The sequence below is a fragment of the Rodentibacter myodis genome, from assembly GCF_001999305.1.
Lineage (GTDB): Bacteria > Pseudomonadota > Gammaproteobacteria > Enterobacterales > Pasteurellaceae > Rodentibacter > Rodentibacter myodis.
On sequence record NZ_MLHQ01000023.1, the window covers coordinates 38,814 to 65,087 of the forward strand.

The 26,274-nt window shown below is 41.4% G+C and carries 24 protein-coding genes, 3 tRNA genes, 1 pseudogene and 1 riboswitch; of the genes and pseudogenes, 12 read left to right on the forward strand and 16 right to left on the reverse strand.

Annotation, left to right across the window (positions count from 1 at the left end):
• From rpsJ to ftsY, 4 genes are all read right to left on the reverse strand, one after another.
• Complete coding sequence (rpsJ, locus tag BKL49_RS08925) at positions 1-312, reverse strand: 30S ribosomal protein S10 (RefSeq protein WP_001181005.1); 312 nt, start codon at positions 310-312, stop codon at positions 1-3.
• 324 nt (positions 313-636) lie between these two features.
• On the reverse strand, positions 637-1,569 hold the full coding sequence (gene ftsX, locus BKL49_RS08930; RefSeq protein WP_077424645.1) for a permease-like cell division protein FtsX: 933 nt from the start codon (positions 1,567-1,569) through the stop codon (positions 637-639).
• A 10-nt stretch (positions 1,570-1,579) separates the two neighbouring features.
• Positions 1,580-2,236, reverse strand: coding sequence for a cell division ATP-binding protein FtsE (gene ftsE / locus BKL49_RS08935; RefSeq protein ID WP_077424647.1), 657 nt, complete (start codon positions 2,234-2,236; stop codon positions 1,580-1,582).
• A 9-nt stretch (positions 2,237-2,245) separates the two neighbouring features.
• Positions 2,246-3,607, reverse strand: a complete 1,362-nt coding sequence (gene ftsY / locus BKL49_RS08940) for a signal recognition particle-docking protein FtsY (RefSeq protein ID WP_077424649.1) — start codon at positions 3,605-3,607, stop codon at positions 2,246-2,248.
• Between the two features lie 100 nt (positions 3,608-3,707).
• On the opposite strand from ftsY, the gene rsmD reads away from it, so the two are divergent.
• The gene (gene rsmD, locus BKL49_RS08945; RefSeq protein WP_077424651.1) at positions 3,708-4,289 is read left to right on the forward strand and encodes a 16S rRNA (guanine(966)-N(2))-methyltransferase RsmD; all 582 of its coding nucleotides are present in this window, start codon (positions 3,708-3,710) and stop codon (positions 4,287-4,289) included.
• A gap of 8 nt (positions 4,290-4,297) precedes the next feature.
• Positions 4,298-4,780, forward strand: coding sequence for a tRNA (uridine(34)/cytosine(34)/5-carboxymethylaminomethyluridine(34)-2'-O)-methyltransferase TrmL (trmL, locus tag BKL49_RS08950; RefSeq protein WP_077424653.1), 483 nt, complete (start codon positions 4,298-4,300; stop codon positions 4,778-4,780).
• A 32-nt stretch (positions 4,781-4,812) separates the two neighbouring features.
• On the opposite strand, the gene xylB is transcribed toward trmL, so the two are convergent.
• Both xylB and xylA read right to left on the reverse strand, forming a co-directional pair.
• The gene (xylB, locus tag BKL49_RS08955; RefSeq protein WP_077424655.1) at positions 4,813-6,282 is read right to left on the reverse strand and encodes a xylulokinase; all 1,470 of its coding nucleotides are present in this window, start codon (positions 6,280-6,282) and stop codon (positions 4,813-4,815) included.
• Positions 6,283-6,337: 55 nt separating this feature from the next.
• Positions 6,338-7,657: a xylose isomerase gene (gene xylA / locus BKL49_RS08960; RefSeq protein ID WP_077424657.1), complete on the reverse strand. Its 1,320-nt coding sequence runs from the start codon at positions 7,655-7,657 to the stop codon at positions 6,338-6,340.
• Positions 7,658-7,903: 246 nt separating this feature from the next.
• On the opposite strand from xylA, the gene xylF reads away from it, so the two are divergent.
• The 4 genes from xylF to BKL49_RS08980 all read left to right on the forward strand — a co-directional run bounded on the left by xylF (position 7,904) and on the right by BKL49_RS08980 (position 12,862).
• Positions 7,904-8,902: a D-xylose ABC transporter substrate-binding protein gene (gene xylF, locus BKL49_RS08965; protein WP_077424659.1), complete on the forward strand. Its 999-nt coding sequence runs from the start codon at positions 7,904-7,906 to the stop codon at positions 8,900-8,902.
• Between the two features lie 44 nt (positions 8,903-8,946).
• On the forward strand, positions 8,947-10,458 hold the full coding sequence (gene xylG / locus BKL49_RS08970) for a D-xylose ABC transporter ATP-binding protein (RefSeq protein ID WP_077424661.1): 1,512 nt from the start codon (positions 8,947-8,949) through the stop codon (positions 10,456-10,458).
• A 3-nt stretch (positions 10,459-10,461) separates the two neighbouring features.
• On the forward strand, positions 10,462-11,589 hold the full coding sequence (locus BKL49_RS08975) for a sugar ABC transporter permease (RefSeq protein WP_077424663.1): 1,128 nt from the start codon (positions 10,462-10,464) through the stop codon (positions 11,587-11,589).
• 109 nt (positions 11,590-11,698) lie between these two features.
• The gene (locus BKL49_RS08980) at positions 11,699-12,862 is read left to right on the forward strand and encodes a XylR family transcriptional regulator (RefSeq protein ID WP_077424665.1); all 1,164 of its coding nucleotides are present in this window, start codon (positions 11,699-11,701) and stop codon (positions 12,860-12,862) included.
• Positions 12,863-12,905: 43 nt separating this feature from the next.
• On the opposite strand, the gene BKL49_RS08985 is transcribed toward BKL49_RS08980, so the two are convergent.
• Both BKL49_RS08985 and ribB read right to left on the reverse strand, forming a co-directional pair.
• Positions 12,906-13,676: a glycosyltransferase family 25 protein gene (locus BKL49_RS08985; protein WP_077424667.1), complete on the reverse strand. Its 771-nt coding sequence runs from the start codon at positions 13,674-13,676 to the stop codon at positions 12,906-12,908.
• An 89-nt stretch (positions 13,677-13,765) separates the two neighbouring features.
• Entirely contained in the window at positions 13,766-14,413 is a 648-nt protein-coding gene (ribB, locus tag BKL49_RS08990) for a 3,4-dihydroxy-2-butanone-4-phosphate synthase (protein ID WP_077424669.1), read from the reverse strand.
• Positions 14,414-14,502: 89 nt separating this feature from the next.
• Positions 14,503-14,660, reverse strand: a riboswitch (FMN riboswitch).
• A 1-nt stretch (position 14,661) separates the two neighbouring features.
• On the opposite strand from ribB, the pseudogene nadR reads away from it, so the two are divergent.
• Both nadR and BKL49_RS09000 read left to right on the forward strand, forming a co-directional pair.
• Positions 14,662-15,872, forward strand: a pseudogene (gene nadR / locus BKL49_RS08995) (multifunctional transcriptional regulator/nicotinamide-nucleotide adenylyltransferase/ribosylnicotinamide kinase NadR); the annotation flags it as partial.
• A gap of 1 nt (position 15,873) precedes the next feature.
• Positions 15,874-16,557, forward strand: a complete 684-nt coding sequence (locus BKL49_RS09000) for a metallophosphoesterase family protein (RefSeq protein ID WP_077424673.1) — start codon at positions 15,874-15,876, stop codon at positions 16,555-16,557.
• A gap of 58 nt (positions 16,558-16,615) precedes the next feature.
• Here the strand turns inward: BKL49_RS09000 and BKL49_RS09005 are convergent.
• From BKL49_RS09005 to waaA, 7 genes are all read right to left on the reverse strand, one after another.
• Positions 16,616-16,692 (reverse strand) — tRNA-Arg (locus BKL49_RS09005).
• A 53-nt stretch (positions 16,693-16,745) separates the two neighbouring features.
• Positions 16,746-16,822, reverse strand: a tRNA-Arg gene (locus BKL49_RS09010).
• A gap of 20 nt (positions 16,823-16,842) precedes the next feature.
• Positions 16,843-16,936 (reverse strand) — tRNA-Ser (locus tag BKL49_RS09015).
• 143 nt (positions 16,937-17,079) lie between these two features.
• Positions 17,080-19,092 (reverse strand): DNA helicase Rep, encoded by a 2,013-nt coding sequence (gene rep, locus BKL49_RS09020; protein ID WP_077424693.1) that lies wholly within the window; start codon positions 19,090-19,092, stop codon positions 17,080-17,082.
• 10 nt (positions 19,093-19,102) lie between these two features.
• A complete protein-coding gene (locus tag BKL49_RS12905) occupies positions 19,103-19,312 on the reverse strand; it encodes a YceK/YidQ family lipoprotein (protein ID WP_077424675.1) in 210 nt (69 codons plus the stop codon).
• On the reverse strand, positions 19,309-19,779 hold the full coding sequence (gene coaD, locus BKL49_RS09030) for a pantetheine-phosphate adenylyltransferase (protein WP_077424677.1): 471 nt from the start codon (positions 19,777-19,779) through the stop codon (positions 19,309-19,311). The genes BKL49_RS12905 and coaD overlap by 4 nt, the downstream gene beginning before the upstream one ends.
• Positions 19,776-21,059: a lipid IV(A) 3-deoxy-D-manno-octulosonic acid transferase gene (gene waaA, locus BKL49_RS09035; protein ID WP_077424679.1), complete on the reverse strand. Its 1,284-nt coding sequence runs from the start codon at positions 21,057-21,059 to the stop codon at positions 19,776-19,778. Before waaA ends, coaD begins: the two co-directional genes overlap by 4 nt.
• Before the next feature lie 61 nt (positions 21,060-21,120).
• Here waaA and BKL49_RS09040 point away from each other — a divergent pair, with 61 nt between their 5' ends.
• Positions 21,121-21,879 carry a glycosyltransferase family 2 protein gene (locus tag BKL49_RS09040; protein WP_077424681.1) on the forward strand — a complete coding sequence of 253 codons (759 nt, stop codon included), beginning with the start codon at positions 21,121-21,123 and terminating at the stop codon, positions 21,877-21,879.
• Positions 21,880-21,930: 51 nt separating this feature from the next.
• Here the strand turns inward: BKL49_RS09040 and tpiA are convergent, their stop codons facing one another.
• Positions 21,931-22,698 (reverse strand): triose-phosphate isomerase, encoded by a 768-nt coding sequence (tpiA, locus tag BKL49_RS09045; protein WP_077424683.1) that lies wholly within the window; start codon positions 22,696-22,698, stop codon positions 21,931-21,933.
• 173 nt (positions 22,699-22,871) lie between these two features.
• On the opposite strand from tpiA, the gene BKL49_RS09050 reads away from it, so the two are divergent.
• From BKL49_RS09050 to BKL49_RS09060, 3 genes are all read left to right on the forward strand, one after another.
• Positions 22,872-23,306: a GNAT family N-acetyltransferase gene (locus tag BKL49_RS09050; protein ID WP_077424695.1), complete on the forward strand. Its 435-nt coding sequence runs from the start codon at positions 22,872-22,874 to the stop codon at positions 23,304-23,306.
• Positions 23,306-24,193 (forward strand): tyrosine recombinase XerC, encoded by an 888-nt coding sequence (xerC, locus tag BKL49_RS09055; RefSeq protein WP_077424685.1) that lies wholly within the window; start codon positions 23,306-23,308, stop codon positions 24,191-24,193. Before BKL49_RS09050 ends, xerC begins: the two co-directional genes overlap by 1 nt.
• Positions 24,194-24,343: 150 nt before the next feature.
• Entirely contained in the window at positions 24,344-25,693 is a 1,350-nt protein-coding gene (locus BKL49_RS09060; protein WP_077424687.1) for an MFS transporter, read from the forward strand.
• Positions 25,694-26,274: the final 581 nt, after the last annotated feature.

The window sequence follows — 26,274 nt, forward strand, 5'->3', positions numbered from 1 at the left end:
TTAACCTAGGCTGATCTGCACGTCAACGCCGGCAGCCAAATCTAAACGCATTAATGCATCAACAGTTTTTTCTGTTGGCTCTACGATATCTACTAAACGTTTGTGAGTACGGATTTCATATTGGTCACGTGCGTCTTTGTTTACGTGTGGAGAAATCAACACGGTAAAACGCTCTTTACGGGTTGGTAAAGGAATCGGACCACGAACTTGCGCACCGGTACGTTTAGCTGTTTCTACGATCTCCGCAGTAGATTGATCGATCAAACGGTGATCGAACGCTTTTAAGCGGATACGGATTCTTTGGTTCTGCATTAGACCAGAGCTCCAATAAAATTTAGCTAATAAAAAAACTAACACCAATCGCAGTTCTAACATCAAAATAGAAAAGGAGGTGCAAGTTACCTGTTATATAGTCTCCAAATCGGAAACATTGTGAGTGCAACATATCGTTACACACGTTTAATAAATGATTACATTAAACGGCTTTCAAAATCGGAAAGCCTGCGAATATTACACAAACTTTGAGCAGATAGCAAGCAATTTATACAAAACAAATATAAAAAGTGCGGTTATTTTTCTTCATTTTTTTCAAACAAAAACAAAACGAAAAATAACCGCACTTTGTTCAATTAAAATTTAGTGACGATGATCAAGTAAAGCGATATGTCTTTTTGCCGCAATCCAAGCACCAATGTACCCCATCAGTAAACAACTCACTAATAAGAAAATCAGCTCACCGATACTCAAACCGTTCAAACTAAACTGCACGGCAAAAATATCCGTCACATATTTCACGGCAGAAGTGAAATAGCCAATGATAAAACTACTGAAAATTGCGGCAACAAATCCCCCTAAAAAAGCGTAAATCATACCGGTGTAAAGGTAAGGTCGAAGAATGAAGTGATCCGTTGCACCAAGCAATTTCATCACATCAATATCTGCTCGGCTGCTATATACATCAGAACGAATACTGTTACCAATCACCAAGAACACGGCAATCGCCATTAATAGAGTACAGAAAATTGCCACGTGTGCCACCAACCACGAAAGTGCGGTCAATTTTTCCATCCAATCATTATCTAAACGAACCTCTTGTACGCCTTTGATTTTATTGAGATTGGTGCGTAATTCTTCACGCTTTTCCGAAACATTAAAATCTTTATTCGGCTTCACCATTACCACGGCAGGCAAGGGATTATCATCTAAAATATCCAATTCCTCCCCAAAACCCGACCAACTTTTAAACTCTTTTAAACTTTCTTGGCGGGAAACATAATTCAGCGATTCCACGCCCTCCTGCTGACGAATTTTATCCACCACCAGATTGGCATCTTCTTCGCTCAGATTTTTATGAAGATAAATCGTCAATTCGCTTTCAGGGTAAAATTGTGTGGTCGCTAAATGCAGATTTTTCCACATTAAATAGCTGACAGTAGGAATGGTGAGTGAAACGGCAATCACCAAAATGGTCAATAACGTGCCAAATTTGCGTTGCCACAAATCCGTCCACACTGCGCGCAGCGTGTAAGCCGTTTGCACGAAAACAGAAGCATCGGTTGGTCGGCTCATAGTTTTTCCTTTAATAACGTAAATAACCCTGCTCAAGCACAAGGCAAGGTTTTGGTTTTTGTTGAATTAAATTAATGTCGTGCGTGGCGATTAACACCGTCATTCCCAAACGATTAAATTCCTCAAATAAACTGAAAATCCCCAATGAAAGCTCATCGTCTAAATTGCCCGTTGGTTCATCTGCCAGTAAAAGTTGTGGCTTGTGAACAATAGCACGCGCAATATCCACACGTTGCTGCTCCCCTCCAGAAATTTGCGGCGGCAAATAATGGGCTTTATTGCGAAGCCCCACGCGATCCAAGGATGCCATCGCGCGAGAATGCGCATCTTTTGGGTGCATACCGGCAATAATGAGCGGCAATGCGACATTTTCCAACACCGTTTTATCCGTCAATAAACGATAATCTTGATGTACCATTCCAATTTGACGGCGTAGAAAGGGAATTTCATATTTTGAAAGTCGCGTAATATCGTGTCCGTTAAACCAAATTTGCCCCGCATTGGCTTTTTCCATTCCCATAATGAGCTTAAGCAAGGTACTTTTCCCCGCGCCCGAATGTCCCACAAGATAAGTCATACTGCCTACCGGCAAATGGAAGTTCAGCCCTTGCAACGCCGGTTGGGTTGCACCGTGATAGGCTTTGGATACATTAGAGAATTTAATCACGATTTGTCCTTATTCTTCTTCCTGCACAAACAACGCATCAATAAATTCTTTCGCGTTAAATTCGCGCAAGTCTTCGATTTTTTCCCCCACACCAATATAACGAATCGGTAGTTGGAATTGATCTGCAATAGCAAAAATCACCCCACCTTTTGCCGTGCCGTCCAATTTGGTTAACGAAATACCGGTTAAGCCCACCGCCTCATTAAACAATTTTGCTTGGCTAATGGCATTTTGCCCCGTGCCGGCATCCAGTGTCAGCATAATTTCGTGCGGTGCGGTTTCGTCATATTTTTTCATCACACGAACGATTTTTTTCAATTCATCCATCAAATTATTTTTATTCTGCAAACGACCTGCCGTATCCGCAATCAAAATATCCACATTACGGGCTGCTGCCGATTGCATTGCATCAAAAATAACGGAAGCGGAATCCGCGCCGGTACTTTGCGCCACCACCGGAATATTGTTACGCTCACCCCACACCTGCAACTGCTCTACCGCCGCGGCACGGAAGGTATCGCCTGCGGCAAGCATTACGGATTTGCCTTCCGCTTGGAATTTACGCGCGAGTTTACCAATGGTGGTGGTTTTCCCCACACCGTTTACGCCCACCATTAAAATCACATAAGGTTTTTTAGCGGAATCAATCACTAATGGCTGAGCCACAGGTTCAAGAATATTCGCCATTTCCACTTTTAATTGTTGATATAAAAGTTCGGCATCCTGCAACTGCTTACGATCGGCGTGATCAGTCAGATTTTTGATGATTTTTGTGGTGGTTGGCACGCCAATATCGGCAATCAAAAGCTGTTCTTCCAATTCTTCAAACAGCTCATCATCAATTTTTTTGCCTAAGAAAAAGCTGCGGAATCCAGCCCCGATATTCTGTTTGGTTTTGAGCAACCCTTTCACTAAACGGCTAAAAAAACCACCTTCACTTGGTTTTTCACGGGTTGAAGTCGGTTGTAATTCCTGCTTCACTTCTTCCACAATTTCAGGTGCAATCTCGGCTTCTACAACTGTAGTAGGCATAGTGGGTTCTGCCACATTTTCGGGTTCAATGATTTTTTCATCGGCGACAGAATCAAGTGCGGTCAATATTTCCGATGTTTTTTCTTCTTCAGCAAAAGACGGCACTTCGATTTGAAGTGTCGGTTGCAGCCCTTCTTCGCCTAAAACAGGCTCAAAATCAACCGCACTTTCCGGCGTATTTGTCGCTTGGCTCTCAAGGCTTTCCTCAACTTGATTTTCTAACGAGGGTTCTTCCACATTTTCTTCTTCAAGAACCGGCTCAATTTTTACCTCTTCCTGTTTTTTGTTACGCCCAAATAAGGACGCCCAAAATCCGCCTTTTTTCTTTTCTTCTGCCATAAATTCTTCTCTTGAGGTTATCCCGATAAAAAATGTCGTTTATTCTAGCAAAAAATCGTCTAAACTAAGCACTATTTTCAATGAATATCCACGATTTTTTATGAAAAAACCGCAAACCCCAAATCCCAAAGGAGAGGTAAGAATTATCGCCGGACATTGGCGGGGACGAAAATTACCGGTACTCAATGCCGAAGGATTACGCCCCACCGGCGACCGCGTGAAAGAAACCTTGTTTAACTGGTTAATGCCTTACATTCACAACGCAGAATGTTTAGATGGCTTTGCCGGCAGTGGCTCACTCGGCTTTGAAGCCCTTTCCCGCCAAGCGAAAAAAGTGACGTTTTTAGAACAGGATAAAACCGTTGCCAACCAACTGAAAAAAAATCTGCAAACCTTAAAATGTAGCGAAGAACAAGCTCAAGTATTCAACCAAAACAGTTTGGATTTTTTAAAACAACCGCAAAATCAACCGCACTTTGATGTGATCTTCCTTGATCCGCCCTTTCACTTCGGGCTGGCAGAACAAGCCATTTCTTTGCTGGCGGAAAACAACTGGCTACGCCCCAATGCCCTCATTTATGTAGAAACCGAAAAAGAGAAACCACTTGCCACGCCAGAAAACTGGACATTACTCAAAGAAAAAACCACTGGGCAAGTAAGTTATCGTTTATATCAATATTGAGAGAAACTATGTTAGATATCGTTTTATATGAACCGGAAATCCCACAAAACACCGGCAATATCATCCGCCTTTGCGCCAATACCGGCTTTCGCCTACACTTAATCGAGCCACTCGGCTTCACTTGGGACGACAAACGCCTACGCCGCTCAGGCTTGGATTATCACGAATTTGCCGACATTAAACGGCATAAAACCTTTGACGCCTTTTTAGCAAGTGAAAATCCCAAACGCCTTTTTGCCCTCACCACCAAAGGTGGCCCTGCGCACAGCCAAGTGAAATTTCAGCTTGGTGATTATTTAATGTTCGGCCCCGAAACCCGTGGTATTCCAATGGCAATCCTCGACAAAATGCCAATGGAACAAAAAATCCGCATTCCAATGGCTGCCAACAGCCGCAGTATGAATTTGTCTAATTCCGTGGCTGTTGCGGTTTATGAAGCTTGGCGACAGTTGGGCTATGACGGTGCAGTGAATTTGCTTGCAGATAAATGAAATGATTAAAAGGTGGATATTCCACCTTTTATTTAGCGGTTCGAATCAAGATGAAAGCAATAACGCTGATAAACCGCCTCATAAGATTCAACCTCATCTTTATTCGGAAAACAACGTGACGTTTCATCTAAATGCACAAATTGATCACATAATAACGCTAATTCACCTTCACCATTTGCCCACATTGCTTGAATCGCCGCCCCTAAAGCCGCCGCTTCATCCTCTAATAAGCAAACCACTTCGGCATTCATTACATTGGCAATCATTTGCCGCCAAAGCGGACTTTTTGCACCACCGCCGATTAAGCGAATTTGCGACGTTTCCAGCCCCGCTTGCCGGAAAAGATCCAAACCGTAACGTAGGGTAAAGGTGGCACTTTCCATCATCGCCCGACAAAGATTTTCACGGGTAAAATTGCTCGAATCCAATCCTAAAATGCGTGCTTTTTCATTTGGTAGCGGTGGCACTCGTTCACCATTAAAAAACGGTAAAATAGTGATACCTTCAGCACCGATTGGCGCGCTTTGAGCAAGCCGATTAAATTCAGCCACATCAATATTAAACAGGCGCATTAATTGCTTATTGGATGAGGTCATATTCATTACGCAAATAAGGGGTAGCCAGCCATTATTAGAAGAACAGAAATTTGCGATCATTGGCGGCAAATTTGGCAAAGGTTGTTTTGTATAGGCATACAAAGTGCCGGAAGTGCCAAGACTCATTGTGGCAATGCCTTCCTTAATATTCCCTGTCCCAATCGCTCCCATCATATTGTCGCCACCACCGGTGGAAACGACCACATTCTCGTTAAAACCAAATAATTTCGCAATTTCAGGTTTGATGACACCGATTTTTTGCTCTGCCGAAAGTAAAGTTGGCAACACCTCATTCATATTAAGTTTCGGGACAAGTTTTTCAAAAATATCCCGACTCCAACAACGATTTACAATATCAAAATATCCCGTACCGGAGGCGTCACCAAATTCCGTACAAAAATGACCGGTCAGCCAATCATTGAGATAATCGTGAGGTAACATTATTTTGCGGATTTGTTTAAACTGCTCCGGATAATGTTTTCTAAACCAACATAATTTTGAAGCGGTATAGCCCGTTTGGCACATAATGCCTAATTTAGCAAATGCGGCTTCCTGCCCGCCTAATTGTTCAATCAATTCTTCATTTTCATTGGCAGTTTCCGTATCGCACCAAAGTTTCGCGTTATACAAAGGCTGATCATTTTCATCTAACATCACCAATCCGTGCTGTTGCCCTGAAATACCAATGCCTTTCACCAAGTGCGGTGAAATTTTCGCCTGTTTTAATGCCTCATTTAACGCTTGTTGAAAAGCCTCAATCCACCAATGAGGATGTTGTTCCCGCCGTCCATTTGATTGTTCTATTAATTTGTGGGAAGCATAGCCCACACCTATCACTTTTTTCTGCAAGCAATCAACCACTATCGCTTTTGTGCCTTGTGTACCACAATCAATACCGATATACATAATGCCTCCAAGACAAAAAGTGCGGTCAAAAACGACCGCACTTTTAAGGTAAAATTTAACCGTAAACCACTTGATTCACAATGTTTTCCAAATATTCTTGCTGACCGGAAACCGGTTTTGGATCAAACTGCTGTGTTTCCACAACGCGGGCAAGTTCTTCCAGAGAGCTTTTCCCTGCCAAAATTTTCTGCCCTAAATCCCCATTCCAACCGGCATAACGTTTATTCACAATGTCTTGTAAAGTTTGTTGTTCAATCATTTTCGCCGCACGTTTCAGTGACAGGGCAAGCACATCAATCGCACCGATATGACCGTGAAATAAATCATAAGGATCGGTACTTTGACGGCGAATTTTCGCATCAAAATTAAAGCCACCGGTCGTAAATCCCCCCGCTTTTAAAATTTCATACATCACAAGGGTATTTTCTTCCACGCTATTTGGGAATTGATCGGTATCCCAACCTAATTGCGGATCGCCACGGTTTGCATCGATTGAACCGAAAATATCTAATGCCGCAGCAGTGGCGATTTCGTGCTGAAATGTATGACCTGCAAGGGTTGCGTGGTTTGCCTCAATATTGACTTTGATTTCTTTTTCTAAACCAAATTGTTTTAAGAAACCATAAACCGTTGCAACATCATAATCATATTGATGTTTGGTTGGTTCTTGCGGTTTTGGTTCAATTAATAACGTGCCGTTAAAGCCAATTTTATATTTATGCTCCACCACCATTTGCATAAAGCGACCGATTTGCTCACGTTCACGTTTTAAATCGGTATTTAGCAAGGTTTCATAGCCTTCACGCCCACCCCATAATACATAATTTTCACCGCCTAAACGTTGGGTTGCCTTCATTGCATTAAAGACTTGCGATGCCGCCCAAGCAAACACTTCCGGATTCGGATTTGTAGAAGCACCAGACATATAACGTGGGTTGGTAAAACAATTTGCCGTTCCCCATAATAATTTCACTCCGGTTTCAGCTTGTTTTTTCTCAAGAAGATCAACGATAGTATGAAAATTATGCACATATTCTTTATAGGAATTGCCTTCCGGTGCAATATCCACATCGTGGAAGCAGTAATAAGGAATCCCCAATTTTTGGAAAAATTCAAAAGCAATTTCGGCTTTTTGTTTTGCCCCTTCCAATAAATCGCCTGTTTTTTGCCAACTGCGATCTAACGAACCTGCACCAAACATATCATTACCTGTCCAGCAAAAGGTATGCCAATAACACACTGCCAAACGTAAATGTTCCGCCATTGTTTTGCCTAAAATGATTTCATTCGGATTGTAATGTTTAAAAGCAAAAGGATTTGTTGAAGCACTGCCTTCATATTTTACTTTTTCAATTTTAGCGAAATAGTTAGACATTATTAATTCTCCTATACGTGAGTGAAGTGTTAAACCACAACTATAATGATGAGAATTAAAAATGGGTTCAATTACGTTATTTGGTTTTCCTATTTTGATAATTGGTTATTGTGGCAGCGATCACAAAAGTGAAAAAACGTAATAGCAGTGAAAGATTTTGTAATTGCAAGACGTGACTAAAGTAGGAAAACTACCAATCAGAGCAATGCCGCTCTATTCCATTTACTTAACCATTGAGGTATCAGTATGAAAATCAAATCAGCTTTACTCACAATTGCAGCGGTCTTCACGGTATTTAGTCATTCCATTTATGCTAAAGATCTCAAAATTGGGCTATCCATTGATGATTTGCGCTTGGAGAGATGGCAAAAAGATCGCGATATTTTTGTAAAAAAAGCCGAATCAATGGGGGCGAAAGTATTTGTGCAATCCGCGAATGGGGATGATTCTGCCCAAATCTCTCAAATTGAAAATATGATTAACAAAAATATTGATGTTTTAGTGATTATTCCGCACAACGGTGAAGTATTAAGCAATGTGATTTCGGAAGCAAAAAAAGAAGGGATTAAAGTGCTGGCTTATGACCGCTTAATTAATAATGCCGATTTAGATTTTTATGTGTCATTTGATAATGAAAAAGTAGGGGAATTGCAGGCTAAAAGTGTTGTTGAAGTAAAACCTGAAGGGAATTATTTCTTAATGGGCGGCTCACCGGTGGATAACAATGCCAAGTTGTTCAGAAAAGGGCAGATGAAAGTTTTAGATCCTCTAATTAAAAGTGGAAAAATTAAAGTGGTCGGCGATCAATGGGTCGATTCTTGGTTGGCTGAAAAAGCACTGCAAATTATGGAAAACGCGTTAACTGCAAATAAAAACAATATTGATGCGGTAGTCGCTTCAAATGATGCAACGGCAGGCGGTGCAATTCAAGCATTAAGCGCGCAAGGATTAAACGGCAAAGTGGCAATTTCCGGACAAGATGCGGATTTAGCGGCAATTAAACGCATTGTAAACGGCTCACAAACGATGACCGTTTATAAACCTATCACTAAATTGGCGGACAAAGCCGCGCAAATTGCCGTGGAATTGGCGAAAGATGAAAAGGTAGAAACCAATGCCGAATTAAATAATGGCTTTAAAAATGTGCCTGCTTACTTACTCGATCCTATTGCCGTAGATAAAACAAATATTGATGAAACGGTAATTAAAGATGGTTTCCACACCAAAGAAAGCGTTTATCAATAAGCTCAAAGGGGAAATTTATTCCCCTATTTTATAGGAGTGTAAATATGGCATTGTTAGAAATGAAAAACATCACAAAAAAATTTGGTGATGTGACCGCACTTCGTGATATTTCCATTGAACTTGAAGCCGGTGAAATCTTGTCGCTATGTGGTGAAAACGGTTCGGGAAAATCAACCTTAATGAAAGTGCTTTGCGGCATTTATCCTTATGGCGATTACGGTGGTGAGATTTATTTTTCAGAACACGAATTAAAGGCAAAAAATATTAAATACACGGAAGAAAAAGGCATTTCAATCATTCATCAGGAGCTTACACTCGTCAAAAATATGTCGGTGTTAGAAAATATCTTCTTAGGCAATGAAATGACACAGAACGGTCTCACCGCCGATAATGAAATGTACCTACGCTGTAAAACATTATTACAGCAAGTTCAATTAGATGTTGATCCCAATACAAAAGTGGGGGAACTGGGTTTAGGGCAACAACAGTTGGTGGAAATTGCCAAAGCATTAAATAAACAGGTGCGATTACTCATTCTTGATGAACCTACTGCTTCACTCACCGAAAAAGAAACGGCAATTTTATTAAATCTTGTGAAAGATTTAAAAGCCCACAATATCGCCTGTATTTATATTTCTCATAAACTCAATGAAGTCAAAGAAATTTCCGACAAAATTTGTGTTATCCGTGATGGTGAACACATTGGCACGAAAAATGCCAATACGATGAGCGAAGATGACATTATCACAATGATGGTCGGGCGGGAAATTACCTCACTTTATCCCCACGAACCACATCAGATTAAAGACGAAATTTTACGCGTAGAAAATCTTTCCGCTTGGCATCCAATCAATACCCATATTAAACGGGTAAATGATGTGAGTTTTCATCTTCACGCCGGTGAAATTCTTGGCATTGCCGGCTTGGTCGGCTCCGGTAGAACTGAAATGGTGCAATGTTTGTTTGGTTCTTATCAAGGCAAGTGTGAAGGTAAGATTTTTATTCATCAAAAACCGGTTCATATTAAAAATTGTGCACAAGCCATTGCACATAAAATTGTGATGGTGCCGGAAGATCGTAAAAAACACGGCATTGTTTCAATTATGGGGGTAGGCAAAAATATTACGCTTTCAGCACTAAAAGAATATTGCTTTGGCAAAATGATCATCAATGAAGCCAAAGAAGAGCAAGTTATTGATTCGGCAATAAAGCAACTGAAAGTAAAAACGTCTTCCCCCGACCTCCCCATTGGACGATTAAGTGGCGGCAACCAACAAAAAGCCATTTTGGCAAAATGTTTATTACTGAATCCTAAAATTTTGATTTTAGATGAACCCACACGTGGTATTGACGTTGGGGCTAAATATGAAATTTATAAATTAATCAACCAATTAGCACAACAAGGTATCGGTATTATTGTCATTTCCTCCGAATTGCCGGAAGTGCTTGGTATCAGTGATCGTGTTTTGGTTATGCACCAAGGTAAACTCAAAGCCAGCCTCATTAACCATAATCTCACTCAAGAACAAGTGATGGAAACCGCACTCAAGGAGTAATCTATGTTTAAGTTTAAATCCGTAAATCTACAAGTTTATATTATGCTCATCGCAATTGCGGTCATTATGGTATTTTTTACCCTTACCACAGACGGTGCTTATCTCAGTGCACGAAATATTTCCAACCTATTACGCCAAACCTCAATCACCGGTATTCTTGCCATTGGAATGGTGTTTGTCATTATTTCCGCTGAAATTGATTTATCGGTGGGATCATTAATGGGGCTGCTCGGCGGATTCGCGGCAATTGCCGATGTTTGGTGGGGATTTCCACTGCCACTAACCATCATTGCCACCATTGTATTAGGTTTACTTTTTGGTATGTGGAACGGCTGGTGGGTCGCTTATCGGAAAGTACCTTCATTTATCGTCACCCTTGCGGGCTATTTGGCTTTCCGCGGTATCTTAATCGGCTTAACAAACGGCACCACTGTCTCCCCAATTAGTAGCTCAATGACTGTCATCGGACAAGGTTATCTTTCCGACATTACCGGTTTCGTATTAGGTAGTATTGCCGTAGTTGGTTTTGTGCTTTGGGGAAATTATCAACGTAAAAGCCGCCAACAACTTCAATTAGATGTTCCGGCGTTATCGAAAGACTTCTCAAAATATACCTTATTCGCCGTTTGCGTGCTTGGTGCGATTTATTTATTAAACGATTATCGTGGCATTCCGTTTCCTGTCTTAGTGCTGGCAATTCTTGCCATATTCGGCTTATTTCTTTCCCGAAAAACCAGCTTTGGTCGCCACGTTTATGCCATTGGTGGCAACATTGATGCGGCAAAATTATCCGGCATTAATGTTGAGAAAACCAAACTCATCATCTTTGCGATGAATGGTGTATTAGTCGCCATTGCCGGTTTAATCCTAAGCGCACGCTTAGGGGCAGGTTCACCTTCTGCCGGACAAAACGCCGAACTTGATGCCATTGCTGCCTGTGTAATAGGTGGGGCAAGTTTAGCCGGCGGTGTGGGCAGTGTATTTGGTGTCGTGATTGGTGCGCTGATTATTGCCTCATTAGACAACGGAATGAGTATGCTTGATGTCCCAACTTTCTGGCAATATATCGTAAAAGGGGCAATCCTATTACTTGCCGTATGGGTTGATACCAGCAGCAAGAAAAAAATGTAAACACGCCCTCAAAAATCGCCATATAAAAAATGGCGATTTTTTTGACCGCACTTTTATAAAACCACTTTTTCCGCTATATTTCTCACCGTCAAATCAAAGGGAATAAAGAATGGCGGAGCAATACTACAAAATCGCACTCTTATTTAATGCTAATAAGGTTTACGATCGACAAGTTGTAGAAGGCATTGGACAATATATTCAAGCCTCACAATGCACCTGGGATATTTTTGTAGAAGATGAATTTATTTATCACGCCGACACCATAAATCACCTGTCCATTGACGGCATTATTGCGGATTTTGACGATCCAACAACCGCAGAACTGCTTAAACAAACTCATATTCCCACTATCGCCGTAGGCAGTTCTTATAAACAAACAGGTTTTTACCCGCACTTTCCTTATGTCGCCACCGACAATACTAAACTTATCGAAGTCGCCTTTTCACACCTTCAACAAAAAGGGCTTTCCCATTTTGCTTTTTACGGTATGCAAGTGGAAAGCGAAAAACATTGGTCAAAGGAACGAAAAAATGCCTTTGTTGCCTTAATGGAAAAACATCACCATCCCATTTATCTTTATGAAGGTAAACCGGTTCAGGCACAAAATTGGTTGGCAGAACAAGAAAAATTGATTGATTGGTTAAAAACCTTACCACCTCATACCGGTATTATCGCGGTGACAGACGCAAGAGCGCGCCATCTCTTACAAGCCTGTGAATACAGTAAAATCGCCGTTCCTGAAGAACTCTGTGTGGTAGGCATTGATAATGAAGAATTGATCCAATACCTTTCGCGCGTATCCTTATCTTCTGTGGAACAAGGTACAAGGGAAATTGGTTATCAAGCCGCAAAGTTATTACATCGCTTATTGAATGGGCAAAAAGTCGCCCACACGCCACTCTTGATCCCACCTATTAGCGTACACGCACGCAATTCTACGGACTATCGCTCTCTCAGCGATCCCCTCGTGATACAGGCAATGCACTATATTCGCCATCGCGCCTGCCAAGGCATTAAAGTAGAACAAGTGCTTGATCATCTTGAAACATCACGTTCAAACCTTGAACAACGATTCAAAAAAGAAATGAATAAAACCATTCACCGAGTGATTCACGAAGAAAAAATTTTACGGGCAAAGCAGTTATTACAACAAACCGACATCTCAATTCAGGAAATTTCCGAAATTTGCGGCTATCCGTCCATTCAATATTTTTACTCTGTTTTTAAGAAAGAATTTGGAATGACACCAACGGAATTTAGAAAGCAACCTTAAAAAAGCGCGATCAAAAATCTCACTGAATTTTGACCGCACTTTTTTATTTAAAAGTCACCGGTTTCATCAATAATTTTCGTTTTACTCTTATTAGTTCATTTTTTATTTTTTCTAATATTGATGTTTTGGTTTGGTTTTCGTAAACACGATCTCTGCCTTTTTGTAAGCTGCTTTCAAAAGGTTTATCCGGATGTAACACAAAATCTTGAACGCAGATTGCAGGTGAAAGTTGTAATATTTTATACTCTTTTTCGTTTAATAATTCTTCAAAGATAAGTGAGTCGATGGCGAGTTCCATCGGTTTATTTTTCACTTTATTAAGTAAATAATTTGCCCCTTTTCGGGTAATGGTATAGCCGGCTGTACCGGATTGTTTAAAGGTTATGGGGTAAATAGATCGATTGCATTTTACTTCTTTTGGATTTTTAAAAATAATTTTGCCGTTAGCTTCTAATTTTAAAATATCCGTGCCGTTAGGGAGATAATCAATTTCTAATAACGCTTTTACGTTTTCCCCTAAATGAATGTCATCTTCAAAAATATTAAGATAATCCAAATTTTGTTCTAAAAGGAAATCCCATAAAACGATATGGCTTAATGCACAAGCAATTTCGCCATCCCATAATTTTGCTTTATCGGAACGATCAAGGGTAATATTAAATTTCTTGGCAACGTCTTCAATTTGATCGGGGGTGATGGCATCAAAAAATGCGAAAGGGATATTTTGTTTGCCGAATTGTTCTTCAATATGTTTTCGGCGTTCTACGGCGGTTGTTAAACTAATAACGTAATTATGCTGTGCTGTTCTGTGCATTAAAATTATCCTAAATTAGAAAGTAAACGAATATCTTTCATTAAAAAGTGCGGTTAAAAATCTCGCTGAATTTTAACCGCACTTTTGCATTAAATATTGTGTGCTAAACGATATTCCACCAGATCTTCTATGGTCAATACCGTATAACCAAATTTTTGGGCAAATTCAATAATCTCCGGGGCGCGAGCCATTGTGCCGTCATCGTTGGTGATTTCACAAATGACACCGGCAGGTTTAAAGCCGGCAAGGCGGGCTAGATCTACCGAAGCTTCCGTATGTCCACGGCGGGCTAATACGCCGCCATTTACGGCTCTGAGGGGGAATACGTGTCCCGGTCGGTGCAAATCTTGTGGCTTTGCCCCTTCTGCAATGGCGGCTTGAATCGTGGTAACACGATCAGCGGCAGAAACACCGGTGGATACGCCTTGAGCGGCTTCAATCGTTACCGTGAACGCCGTTTTGTTCACACTATTGTTGTGTTCCACCATTGGCGGTAAATCCAGTTGTTGGCATAATTCATCGGTGATACATAGGCATACAATACCGCTCCCATAGCGAATTAATTTTGCCATTTGTTCCGTTGTAATGCTTTCGGCAGGGAAGATTAAATCGCCTTCATTTTCGCGATCTTCATCATCTAATACTAATACGCCGTTACCTTTTTTAAATGCGTTGATTGCGTTGAGTACGCGTGCTTCGGCGGTTGCGCCAAATGGGGATAAAATTGACTGATTCATCGTAATTTCCTTTATTGTTTAACACTAAAATTAACCAGAATCAGGGCTGAGAAATACAAATAAAAAGAACGGGTTGGGAATCCAATCCGTTTTATTCTCTTTCATCCAGACTTTACTGTCGGCTTTGGAATTTCACCAAATCTGCTAACCTTAAAAGCGAAAAAATTTATGAGAAAATTGACCGCACTTTTAAGCGCTCGTGGGCTTTACCACCGGTAGGGAATTTCACCCTGCCCTGAGAATGCGGAGCTAAGTATAACGCAAAATAAAAAGGTGCAAAATCAGAACGTGAAAAATATTTTCATTTCGCCTACAATGGGACATTCAATCCTGTTCGGCGAGAAGGTAAAGTATGTCGGCTGTTAAAGAGAAAAAAATCGGTGTCATTTTTGGCAAATTCTATCCTGTGCATACCGGTCATATTAATATGATCTATGAAGCCTTCAGTAAGATGGATGAATTACACGTGATCGTGTGTAGCGATACCGAGCGGGATTTAAAGCTGTTTTACGATAGTAAGATGAAACGGATGCCAACGGTACAAGATCGCCTTCGTTGGATGCAGCAAATTTTTAAATATCAAAAAAATCAGATTTTTATTCATCATTTAATTGAAGACGGTATTCCAAGCTATCCGAACGGTTGGCAGGCTTGGAGTGATGCCGTAAAAAATTTATTCAAAGAAAAGGGCTTTGAGCCTTCCATCGTGTTCAGTAGCGAGCCACAAGATAAAGCACCTTATGAAAAATACTTGGGTTTAGAGGTTTCTTTGGTCGATCCTGACCGTTCTTTCTTTAATGTGTCCGCAACAAAAATCCGTACAACCCCATTTCAATATTGGAAATTTATCCCAAAAGAAGTACGCCCGTTTTTTGCGAAAACCGTGGCAATTTTAGGCGGTGAAAGTAGCGGTAAAAGCGTGTTAGTCAATAAACTTGCTGCCGTTTTTAATACGACTTCCGCTTGGGAATATGGGCGTGAATTTGTGTTTGAAAAACTCGGTGGGGATGAGCAGGCAATGCAATATTCCGACTATCCGCAAATGGCACTTGGGCATCAACGCTATATTGATTATGCCGTTCGCCACGCCCATAAAATTGCCTTTATTGATACGGATTTCATCACAACTCAGGCATTTTGTATTCAATATGAAGGGAAGGCTCATCCATTCTTGGATTCAATGATTAAAGAATATCCCTTTGATGTGACGATTTTACTCAAAAATAATACAGAATGGGTCGATGACGGTTTACGTAGCTTAGGTTCAAAAAAACAACGGCAGCAATTTCAGCAACTGCTGAAAAAATTGTTGGATAAATATAAAGTTCCTTATATTGAAATTGATTCGCCAAGTTATTTAGAGCGTTATAATCAAGTGAAATCCGTGATTGAAAAGGTTCTCAACGAGGAAGAGTTGGACGATTTACAAAACGGCCCACGCGTTTTAAAGAGCAAATAATATGATTCTATTCGCAGGCGATCCTCACGGGGATTATCAACATCTTTATCCTTTCGTTAAAGCTAATGACAATGTTGCCTTAATTATTTTGGGTGACTTGCAGCTTTCTTCGCCTGATGAATTAGATAAGCTGGCACAATATTGCGATATTTGGTTTATTCACGGCAATCACGACAGCAAAACCGTTGCGGCTTTTGAGGCTATTTGGGGAAGCAAGTGGAAAACCCGTAATCTGCATAATCGTGTTGAAGAAATTCAAGGCGTGCGTATTGCAGGTCTTGGTGGGGTATTCCGTGGACAAATTTGGATGCCGCCGAATCGTCCGATGTTTTTTGACCCTATTCACTATTGCCAATACAGTTCTCAAGAAAAAATCTGGCGTGGTGGCGTGCCATTGCGTCATCGCACCTCAATTTTTCCTTCCGATATTGAAGTTCTGGAAAATAAACAAGCCGATATTTTGATCTGCCACGAAGCCCCTAAGCCTCATCCAATGGGCTTTCAGGTGATCAATGACTTGGCAGATAAAATGGGTGTAAAACATATTTTCCACGGACATCACCACGAAAATGTCATTTATAACACACAATATTCTTACCAAATCACCAATGTTGGGTTTCGTAGTTTAGCGGATATTAACGGAAATTATTTGTTGAAAACGATTGATGATCGAGAAGGACGATAAAACATCAAGCAATTTGACCGTTTAAGAAAATAAATAGAATTGGAATATAAAACAGAAATGGCGCACCCGAAAGGATTCGAACCTTTGACCGCTCGGTTCGTAGCCGAGTACTCTATCCAGCTGAGCTACGGGTGCGTAGTGATTTTTTATTTAACCTTAACCATTTAAAAGATAGAGTCGATTTAAAATGGCGCACCCGAGAGGATTCGAACCTCTGACCGCTCGGTTCGTAGCCGAGTACTCTATCCAGCTGAGCTACGGGTGCAGAATAAATAAAAACACAAATGGCGGTGAGAGAGGGATTCGAACCCTCGATGGAGTTTTTGACCCCATACTCCCTTAGCAGGGGAGCGCCTTCAGCCTACTCGGCCATCTCACCACGTTGGTGTGTGGGCGGTATGATACGTTTTTTAGAAAATATGTCAAACCCTTTTTTCCAAAAAAAGATCATTTGAATATTTTATCTTCAGATTGTGCAAATAAAGTGCGGTTGGTAAAACATCATTATTTTTGACCGCACTTTTATCCCTTCAAAATCGCACGCAAACGATCTAACTGACTTTGCGTTTGTTGCTGTTTCTGTTCTGTCGTTAATTTGGGTTTGTCGCGTTCCCACATCACATCATCACTTGGTAATTCGGCTAAAAAACGACTTGGCTCGGGGCGAATTAATTCACCGTATTGACGGCGTTCACGGCACAATGAAAAGGTCAATTCTTTTTGCGCACGCGTAATCCCTACATAGGCTAAACGGCGTTCTTCTTCCACGTTATCATCATCAATACTGGTTTGATGTGGCAAAATCCCTTCTTCCATACCAATCAGATACACATAAGGAAATTCCAATCCTTTAGATGCGTGCAAGGTCATCAACTGCACTTGATCGCTTTCGTCATCGTCTTCACCCCGTTCCAGCATATCACGCAAGGTAAGGCGTGTTACCACTTGATTGAGGTTCATCGGCTCGTTGGTTTCATCCCCTTTTAGCATATCCGCCACCCAATCAAACAAGGTTGCTACATTTTTACTTTGCATTTCCGCAGCTTTCGGGCTGGGGGCGTATTCGTATAAATATTCTTCATAATGAATTGTCGACAACATTGCACGCACCGCACGTTCCGGCTCTGCACGTTGTACTTCATCATTCAATGCCACCACCCATCTGCCAAATTTTTGCAACGCATCATAGGCTTTTGGCGTAATACGTTGGATAAGCTCAACTTCAAAAATCGCATCAAACAGACTTATATGCTTTTCCTGAGCCAATTCCCCCAGTTTTTGTAAAGTTGCCGTGCCAATCTCACGTTTTGGCGTGTTCACAATACGTAAAAATGCCGCATCATCATCTTGATTTACCACTAATCGCAAATACGCCATCATATCCTTAATTTCCGCACGGGAGAAAAAAGACGTGCCGCCTGAAATCTTGTATGGAATACGGTTTTGCATTAACACCTTTTCCAATAGACGGGATTGATGATTGCCACGATACAAAATGGCGTAATCTTTATATTTTGTCTTACGGCTAAAACGGTGGGCGATAAGTTCCGCCACAATACGCTCCGCTTCGTGTTCTTCATTCTTGGCTTCAATGACCAACAATTTCTCCCCTTCACCAATATTGGAAAACAACTTTTTATCGAACACGTGGTCGTTATTATCGATAAGAATATTGGCACAATGCAAAATACGTTGGGTAGAACGATAATTTTGTTCCAATTTAATCACTTGTAAGCGTGGAAAATCATCGCGTAGGCGAACCATATTTTCCGGTCTTGCACCACGCCACGAGTAAATGGACTGATCGTCATCGCCCACCACAGTAAAACACGCACGATCGCCCACCAGCAATTTGATCAATTCATATTGGCTTGTGTTGGTATCTTGATATTCGTCCACCAACAAATAGCGAATTTTTGCCTGCCATTTTGAGCGCACTTCTTCATTTTGTTTAAACAGCAAAGTGGGCAACATAATCAAATCATCAAAATCTAACGCATTGTAAGCACGAAGTTGTGCCCTATAACGCTCATAACATTTCGCAAAGGTTTGGTATTTGCCATCACGGGCTAAGGTGAAGGCTTGTTTTGGGGAAATTAAATCATTCTTCCAATTAGAAATGACTGCCACCAATTCACGCAGTAAATCTTTATCTTCTTTCAACACATCGGCGGTCAATTCTTTTAATAAGGCAAGTTGATCCTGTTCATCAAACAAAGTCATATTCGCCTTAAAGCCAAGGGCTTTATATTCCCGCTTAATGATGTCAAAACCAAGTGTGTGGAAAGTCGATATAGTCAGCCCTTTGGTCGATTCTTTGCCGATAGAATGTGCTACCCGCTCTTTCATTTCACGTGCGGCTTTGTTTGTGAAGGTAACGGCGGCAATTTGGCGGGGAGAATAACCGCACTTGGCGATCAAATGAGCGATTTTATTAATAATGACACGGGTTTTTCCCGAACCTGCACCGGCAAGCACAAGGCAAGGACCGGTAACGTATTCTACCGCTTGTTGTTGTTGAGGATTGAGTTTCATATATAAATCATCACTGCGCCCAAACATAGGGCAATAACACCGTATCCAACAAAAAAGATAACGGTAAATCTAAAATCGGTAAGCCCCACTGTTGAGCCATTTCTAAATCATAGGCTGCGCCGGCGTAGGCGGTGTATTTTTCTGAAGGATCAATTAATTTCACCACCGTGCCACAACCGGATAGGGCGAAAAGTGCGGTTAAAAAAATGAACCTTTTCATTTTTTCTGCAAGGCTTGAAACACAGGCTCAGGCACGAGTTCCGCCACATCACCGCCGTGCAAATAAATTTCACGCACAATGGTGGAGGAAACAAACGCCCACTTTTCTGTGGGCGGGAAAAATAAACTATCCACTCCCTCCGTTAATAGCCGATTGAGTGCGGCAAGTTGAAGCTCATATTCAAAATCTGTTGTCGTCCGCACGCCACGGATAATGGCGGAAATAGAATGTTTTTTAATCACCTTTGCCAATAAATCGGAAAAACCAAATACTTCCACATTCGCGAATGGCGAAACAGATTGCCGCACCAATCCCACACGTTCATCCAAAGAAAACAGTGGCTTTTTACTCGGGCTGTTTGCCACGGCAACCAAAACTTTCGGAAAAATGACCGCACTTCGCTTGATAATATCCAAATGCCCGTTGGTGATGGGATCAAAAGTACCGGGGTAAATCACTGTTGTCATAGGTTGCGTTCCAAATAAGGTTTTAATAAATCCAACAAACGTTGCAATGCGCCGCGATTTTCAATTAAGACTTCATAACCGGCATTGCCAAGGCGTTCTCGGGCTGTTTTTGAATTTAACAATGCTTCTACCGCACGCTCCAAGGCTTCCGGCGTGGAATTTACCTCAAGCACGCCTTGCACTTCCAGCAACATTCTAAACACTTCGGGAAAATTAAAAGTATGCTTGCCGCTGATAACGGGAATTTTAAACGCCAGCGGTTCAAGAGGATTATGCCCACCGTGTTTGACAAGACTGCCACCTACAAAGGCGATGTCGGAAATGCCGTATAACAACATCATCTCGCCCATTGAATCCCCCAAAATCACTTGCGTGTCGGCATTGGGACATTCACCGGAGGAACGGCGGATAAATTGGAATTTTCCCTTTTCAATCAACTCGGCAACGGGATTAAAGCGTTCCGGATGGCGTGGCACGAGCAATAGCAACAAATGAGGATATTTTTTTAAAAGTCGGCGATGGGTTTGTAAGATAATTTCTTCTTCCCCTTCGTGCGTACTGGCGGCAATCCAAATGGGGCGTTGTTGCACCCATTGTTCACGCAAAGCGTGGATTTGCTCAAGTAATGCCGAATTAATGGTTAAATCGTATTTGATGTTGCCGGTGAGTTTAAGTTTACTTTTCGCATAACCCAATGCTAAAAAACGCTTTCCGCTAATGTGATCTTGAGGGGCAATCAGACTAATTTGCGACCACATTCCTTGTAAACGGGCGCGCACTTTGCCATATCGTCTTGCCGAACGTGCGGACAAGCGTGCATTTGCCACAATAAACGGCACATTTCGATGATAAAGCTGTTGAATGAGGTTCGGCCAAAGTTCTGTTTCAATCACGATACAGAGTTTTGGTTGAACAAAATCGATAAAACGATTAATCGCAAACGGCAAATCATAGGGCAAATAACAATGCGTCACACTATCGCCAAATGCGGCTTTTACCCGATCGGAACCGGTGGGCGTAACAGTCGTAAACGTGATGGATAATTCGGGATAATCTTGTTGAATACGGAATACCAAAGGTGTGGCGGCAATCACTTCGCCTACGGAAGCGGCGTGAATCACCACTCCATTGGGCGTAGGACGGGATAAATTGTTGTAATCACCGTAACGCTCCCCCAGTCTTTTACGGTAATTCGGAGCTTTAAACCCACGTAACCACATAAAAAACAGCACTAAGGGCTGAATCAGGAACATTAAGCCGGTATAAAAAAAACGCCACATAAATGAAATTCGGTTATACTCTGAAAAATTTCGGCTAGTATATCAAAAAAGGGATAATAAGATGCCAACAATTAGCGTTGCGATGATTGTAAAAAATGAAGGACAGGATTTAGCAAAATGCCTTGATACGGTGAAAGATTGGGTGGATGAAATCGTCATTTTAGATTCCGGCAGCACAGATAATACCAAAGAAATTGCCTTATCCTACGGTGCAAAATTTTACCAAAATACCGATTGGCAAGGCTTTGGAAAACAACGCCAACTCGCCCAACAATATGTCACCGGCGATTATGTGTTTTGGCTGGATGCCGATGAGCGGGTAACGGCGGAATTACAAAAAACGATTCAACAAGCAGTACAGAAAAATGCCGAAAACACCATTTATGAAATACCTCGGGTAAGCGAAGTATTTGGACGGGAAATTCGTCATTCCGGTTGGTATCCCGATTATGTCGTGCGTTTATACCGCACCGGTGAGGCAGGCTATAATGATTCCCTCGTACACGAAAAAGTCTGCTATCCCGCCGGCACAAAAGTTGAACGATTAAAAGGCGATTTGGAACATTTCACCTACAAAAATATTCATCATTATTTGGTAAAATCTGCCGGTTACGCAAAAGCTTGGGCAGATCAACGCCAAGCGAAAGGGAAAAAAGCCTCGTTATTTCAAGGAATCAGCCACGCACTTGGTTGTTTTGTGAAAATGTATATCCTAAAGGCAGGTTTTTTAGATGGCAAACAAGGCTTTCTGCTTGCCGTGCTTTCCGCCCATTCCACCTTCGTAAAATATGCGGATTTATGGGAACGGGCGCAACATTAACAAAAAGTGCGGTTAAAATTAACCGCACTTTTTCTCTCACCAAACGAAAAATTAGTTTTTCGCTGCTGCCGCTGCTTTTACAATCACGGCAAATGCAGGCGCTTTTAATGATGCACCGCCTACTAATGCGCCATCAATATCCGGTTGGGTGAATAATTCTGCCGCATTGGCATCATTTACCGAACCGCCATATTGAATAATCACTTGATCGGCAACCGCTTGAGATTTCGCCGCGATATGACCACGGATAAAGGCGTGAACCGCTTGTGCTTGAGCAGGCGTTGCAGATTTGCCGGTTCCGATTGCCCAAATTGGCTCATAAGCAATAACGGCACCATTGAATGCTTCAACACCTAATGCGTTAATCACCGCATCAATTTGACGGGCGCAAACTTCTTCGGTTTTACCCGCTTCATTTTCTGCTTCAGATTCACCAATACACAATACCGGCACTAAGCCTGCCTCTTTTAATGCGGCGAATTTTTTCGCAATAAATTCATCACTTTCTTTGTGATAAGTACGGCGTTCAGAGTGACCGATAATGATATATTTCGCCCCAAAATCTTTTAACATTTCAGTGGAAATATCACCGGTAAATGCACCTTTCACATTCACATCTACATTCTGTGCGCCAAGTGAAATTTGACTGCCGGCAAGGGCTGCTTCCGCTTCAGCCAAATACATTACCGGTGGTGCGATCGCCACATCACAACCTTCAACGCCGGCAAGCTCGGCTTTTAAACCTTCAATTAATTCTTTGGTAAAGGCTTTGCTACCGTTTAATTTCCAGTTACCCATAACTAAAGGACGACGTGCCATTTTTGATTTCTCCGTATTAATTAAAAAAACTTGGCTACTATATCAAATTTTCACTGTTATTCTTTGTTCAAAATCATAAATTAAAAAATTTTTTTTCGTGAACGTGATTCTTTGGCGTGAAAAAGCTACAATCTACTGTATAGAATCAATAAAAAATGACCAATTTTATTAAAATGAAGATTTTTAAAGCCGAACAATGGAACATTGAGGTGCTTTTGCCCCTCTTTGAACGTTACCGCCTTGCCAACGGAATGACGGAAAATCCTGACCGCACTTTAGCCTTTTTAACCAACCGAATTCGTTTTAACGAAAGCCTATTTTTTATTGCGGTAGATACCACAAATGAAGCTATCGGCTTTATTCAGCTTTATCCACGCCTTTCTTCCTTGCAACTACAACGTTATTGGCAGCTAACGGATATTTATGTTATTGATTGCCCACAAAAAACAGATATTTATAAGGCACTGATTTCCAAAGCAAAAGATTTTGTGCTTTATACACAATCAAACCGACTGGTTGCCGAATTAGGACAAACACAACATAACTTATTAGAAAACGAAGGCTTTAAATTAAACCCGAAAAAAAGCCTGTTTGAACTGAGTTTATAATGCAAGCCGAACTACAATCTTATTGGGATTACCTGCGAATAGAACGCCAAGTTAGCCCGCACACCCTCGCCAATTACCAACGCCAACTTGAAGCAGTGCAAAAATTACTTGCCGAGCAAAATATTCAGCAATGGCAACAGGTTACGCCAAGTGTCGTACGTTTTGTATTGGCGCAAAGTAAAAAATTAGGGTTAAAAGAGAAAAGTCTGGCTTTACGCTTATCCGCCCTTCGTCAATTTTTCAGTTATTTAGTGCAACAAGGCAAACTCAAAGCCAATCCTGCTACCGGTATTTCCGCCCCCAAACAAGGCAAACATTTGCCGAAAAATATTGATGCCGAACAGGTTCAACAACTGCTCGCTAACGACAGTAAAGAACCAATAGATATTCGTGATCGGGCGATGTTGGAATTAATGTATAGCTCCGGTTTGCGTTTATCGGAATTGCAGGGGCTTGATTTAAACAGTATTAATACCCGAACAAGGGAAGTCCGTGTACTAGGGAAGGGCAATAAAGAACGGGTTGTGCCTTTTGGTCGCTACGCCTCGCACGCATTGCAACAATGGTTGAAAGTGCGGTTATTATTTAATCCAAAAGATGACGCATTATTTGTGAGCCAGTTGGGTAATCGCATTTCTCATCGTTCTATCCAAAAACGGTTGGAAAGCTGGGGAATTCGCCAAGGTTTAAACAGCCATTTAAACCCACATAAATTACGCCATTCTTTTGCAACGCATATGTTGGAGGCAAGTTCTGATCTCCGTGCGGTTCAAGAGCTACTGGGGCATAGCAATCTCTCAACCACACAAATTTATACCCATCTCAACTTTCAACATCTGGCTGAAGTTTACGACCAAGCCCATCCCCGCGCCAAACGAAAGAAATAAAGTGCGGCCAAAATTGACCACGTTTTTGCTCGGATAAATCCCGGCATATTTATTTAAAAAGCATTTGTTCATCCCCTCGCTTTATATTAGGATAGCCCGCTCATTTCGTGATGAAATGAGTTTTTATTATGTAGTAACTAAGGATGTTTTATGCTTTCTTTCTTAAAATCCAATCCGGGCAAACCCGTTCCGGATGCGGAAGTAAGAGCGCAGTACGATCGTTTAAGATGGCACGCGCTATTTGGAATTTTCATCGGTTATGCGGCATTTTATATTCTCCGCAATAACTTTCTTCTCTCCTCACCTGAACTTATCAGCGATTTTGGCTTCACCAAAAAAGATATCGGTTTTATTTCTGGAACAATGCTCATTGTTTACGGTTTAAGTAAAGGCTTTATGTCAACCATTGCCGATAAATCAAATCCAAAACATTTTATGATTTTCGGTTTAATGATGTCTGCCATCGTAAACCTTATGATGGGCTTTAGTGCCTCATTCTGGATTTTCTTGTTCCTTTGTATCTTAAATGGGATCTTCCAAGGAATGGGCGCGGGGCCGGCGTATATCGTATTGGCAAGTTGGTTCCCGCGTAAATCTCGTGGCGTAACGACCGCACTTTTCAACATCTCCCATAATGTGGGGGGCGGTTTGGTTGCACCAATTGCCGGTGCAAGTATTGCGTGGTTAGGCCAAGAACATTGGCAAGCGGCACACTTTATTGTGCCTGTTGCAATTGCGACCATTGTCGCCATTATTTTCTACATTTTTGGCGCAGGGCGTACCTATAATGAAGGTTTACCGCCAATGCCACAAATCTTGAAAAATGAGCAAGACGAGCTTGTTGTCACCAAAGACGAAAATGTGAATCTCAGCACGTGGGAAATCTTCCGTGATTATATTATGAAAGATATTAACGTATGGTTTGTTTCTTTTATTGATGTGTTCACTTATATGATTCGCTTCGGTGTATTAACTTGGTTGCCACTTTACTTGCTGGAAACCAAAGGTTTTTCTAAAGGTCAAATGGCAACTGCCTTTGCGATTTTTGAATGGGCGGCAATTCCTTCCACGTTATTAGCCGGTTGGTTAACCGATACCTACTTCAAAGGTCGCCGTATGCCACTTGCGATCATCACCCTATTCGGCGTAGGCGCGGCAATGTTCGCATACTGGGGAGGTACGGACTTATTAACCGTCACCATTGGCGCCGGTATTATCGGGTGCTTAATTTATGTACCAATGTTTTTATCTTCCCTACAAACTATCGAACTTGTCCCTTCGTTTGCCGCAGGTTCAGCAACGGGCTTGCGTGGTTTGCTAAGCTATATTTTAGGTAGCTTCTCAGGAACGGCATTATTCGGTATTTTAGCCGAACGCTTCGGTTGGGATGCCGGATTCTATTTGTTATTATTTGCGGTAGCGGGCTGTATCTTCTGCTGCTATATGACACATTTAGGCGTATTACGTTTAGAGCGTAAAAAAGCAGCAATGACGAAATAATTATTTTATCAAAAAAATAAAATCTACAATCTGCACACTAAAAGTTGGGCTAAGCAAGCAAATGATTAATGTGCAGATTTTTTTATGTTCAAATACAACCGCTCCAAATAACAAGTCATTCAAATAAATCTATTTTGCCCAAATAAAAAAGTGTTCAATAATAAAAAGTCCAACCTGAAAAGATAACAAAACCCCAAATTAAATAATAATGTTTCCATTATTAAGTTATCCAATACAACTCAGCCCTTGAACTAAACAAATCTACTTTTTTGGTAGTCATAGAAAGTGAAATTTGAATAACGCACAAATTAACATCATGACGCTCAGACTTCTATATGTCTCACGGTTTGATAATGACATTTCTCCTCTTCGTTTCAACGGAAAATTTTTACAAAAGTGCGGTCTATTTTTTGAAAGTTTTTGTGGTAAGAGGTCGTGGTTAGTGGTTAGTGGTTAGTGGTTAGTGGTTAGTGGTTAGTGGTTAGTGGTTAGTGGTTAGTGGTTAGTGGTTAGTGGTTAGTGGTTAGTGGTTTTCAATTCGGTTCGCTATTTCATCAATAGCATCAATACAAAAAAGCGCC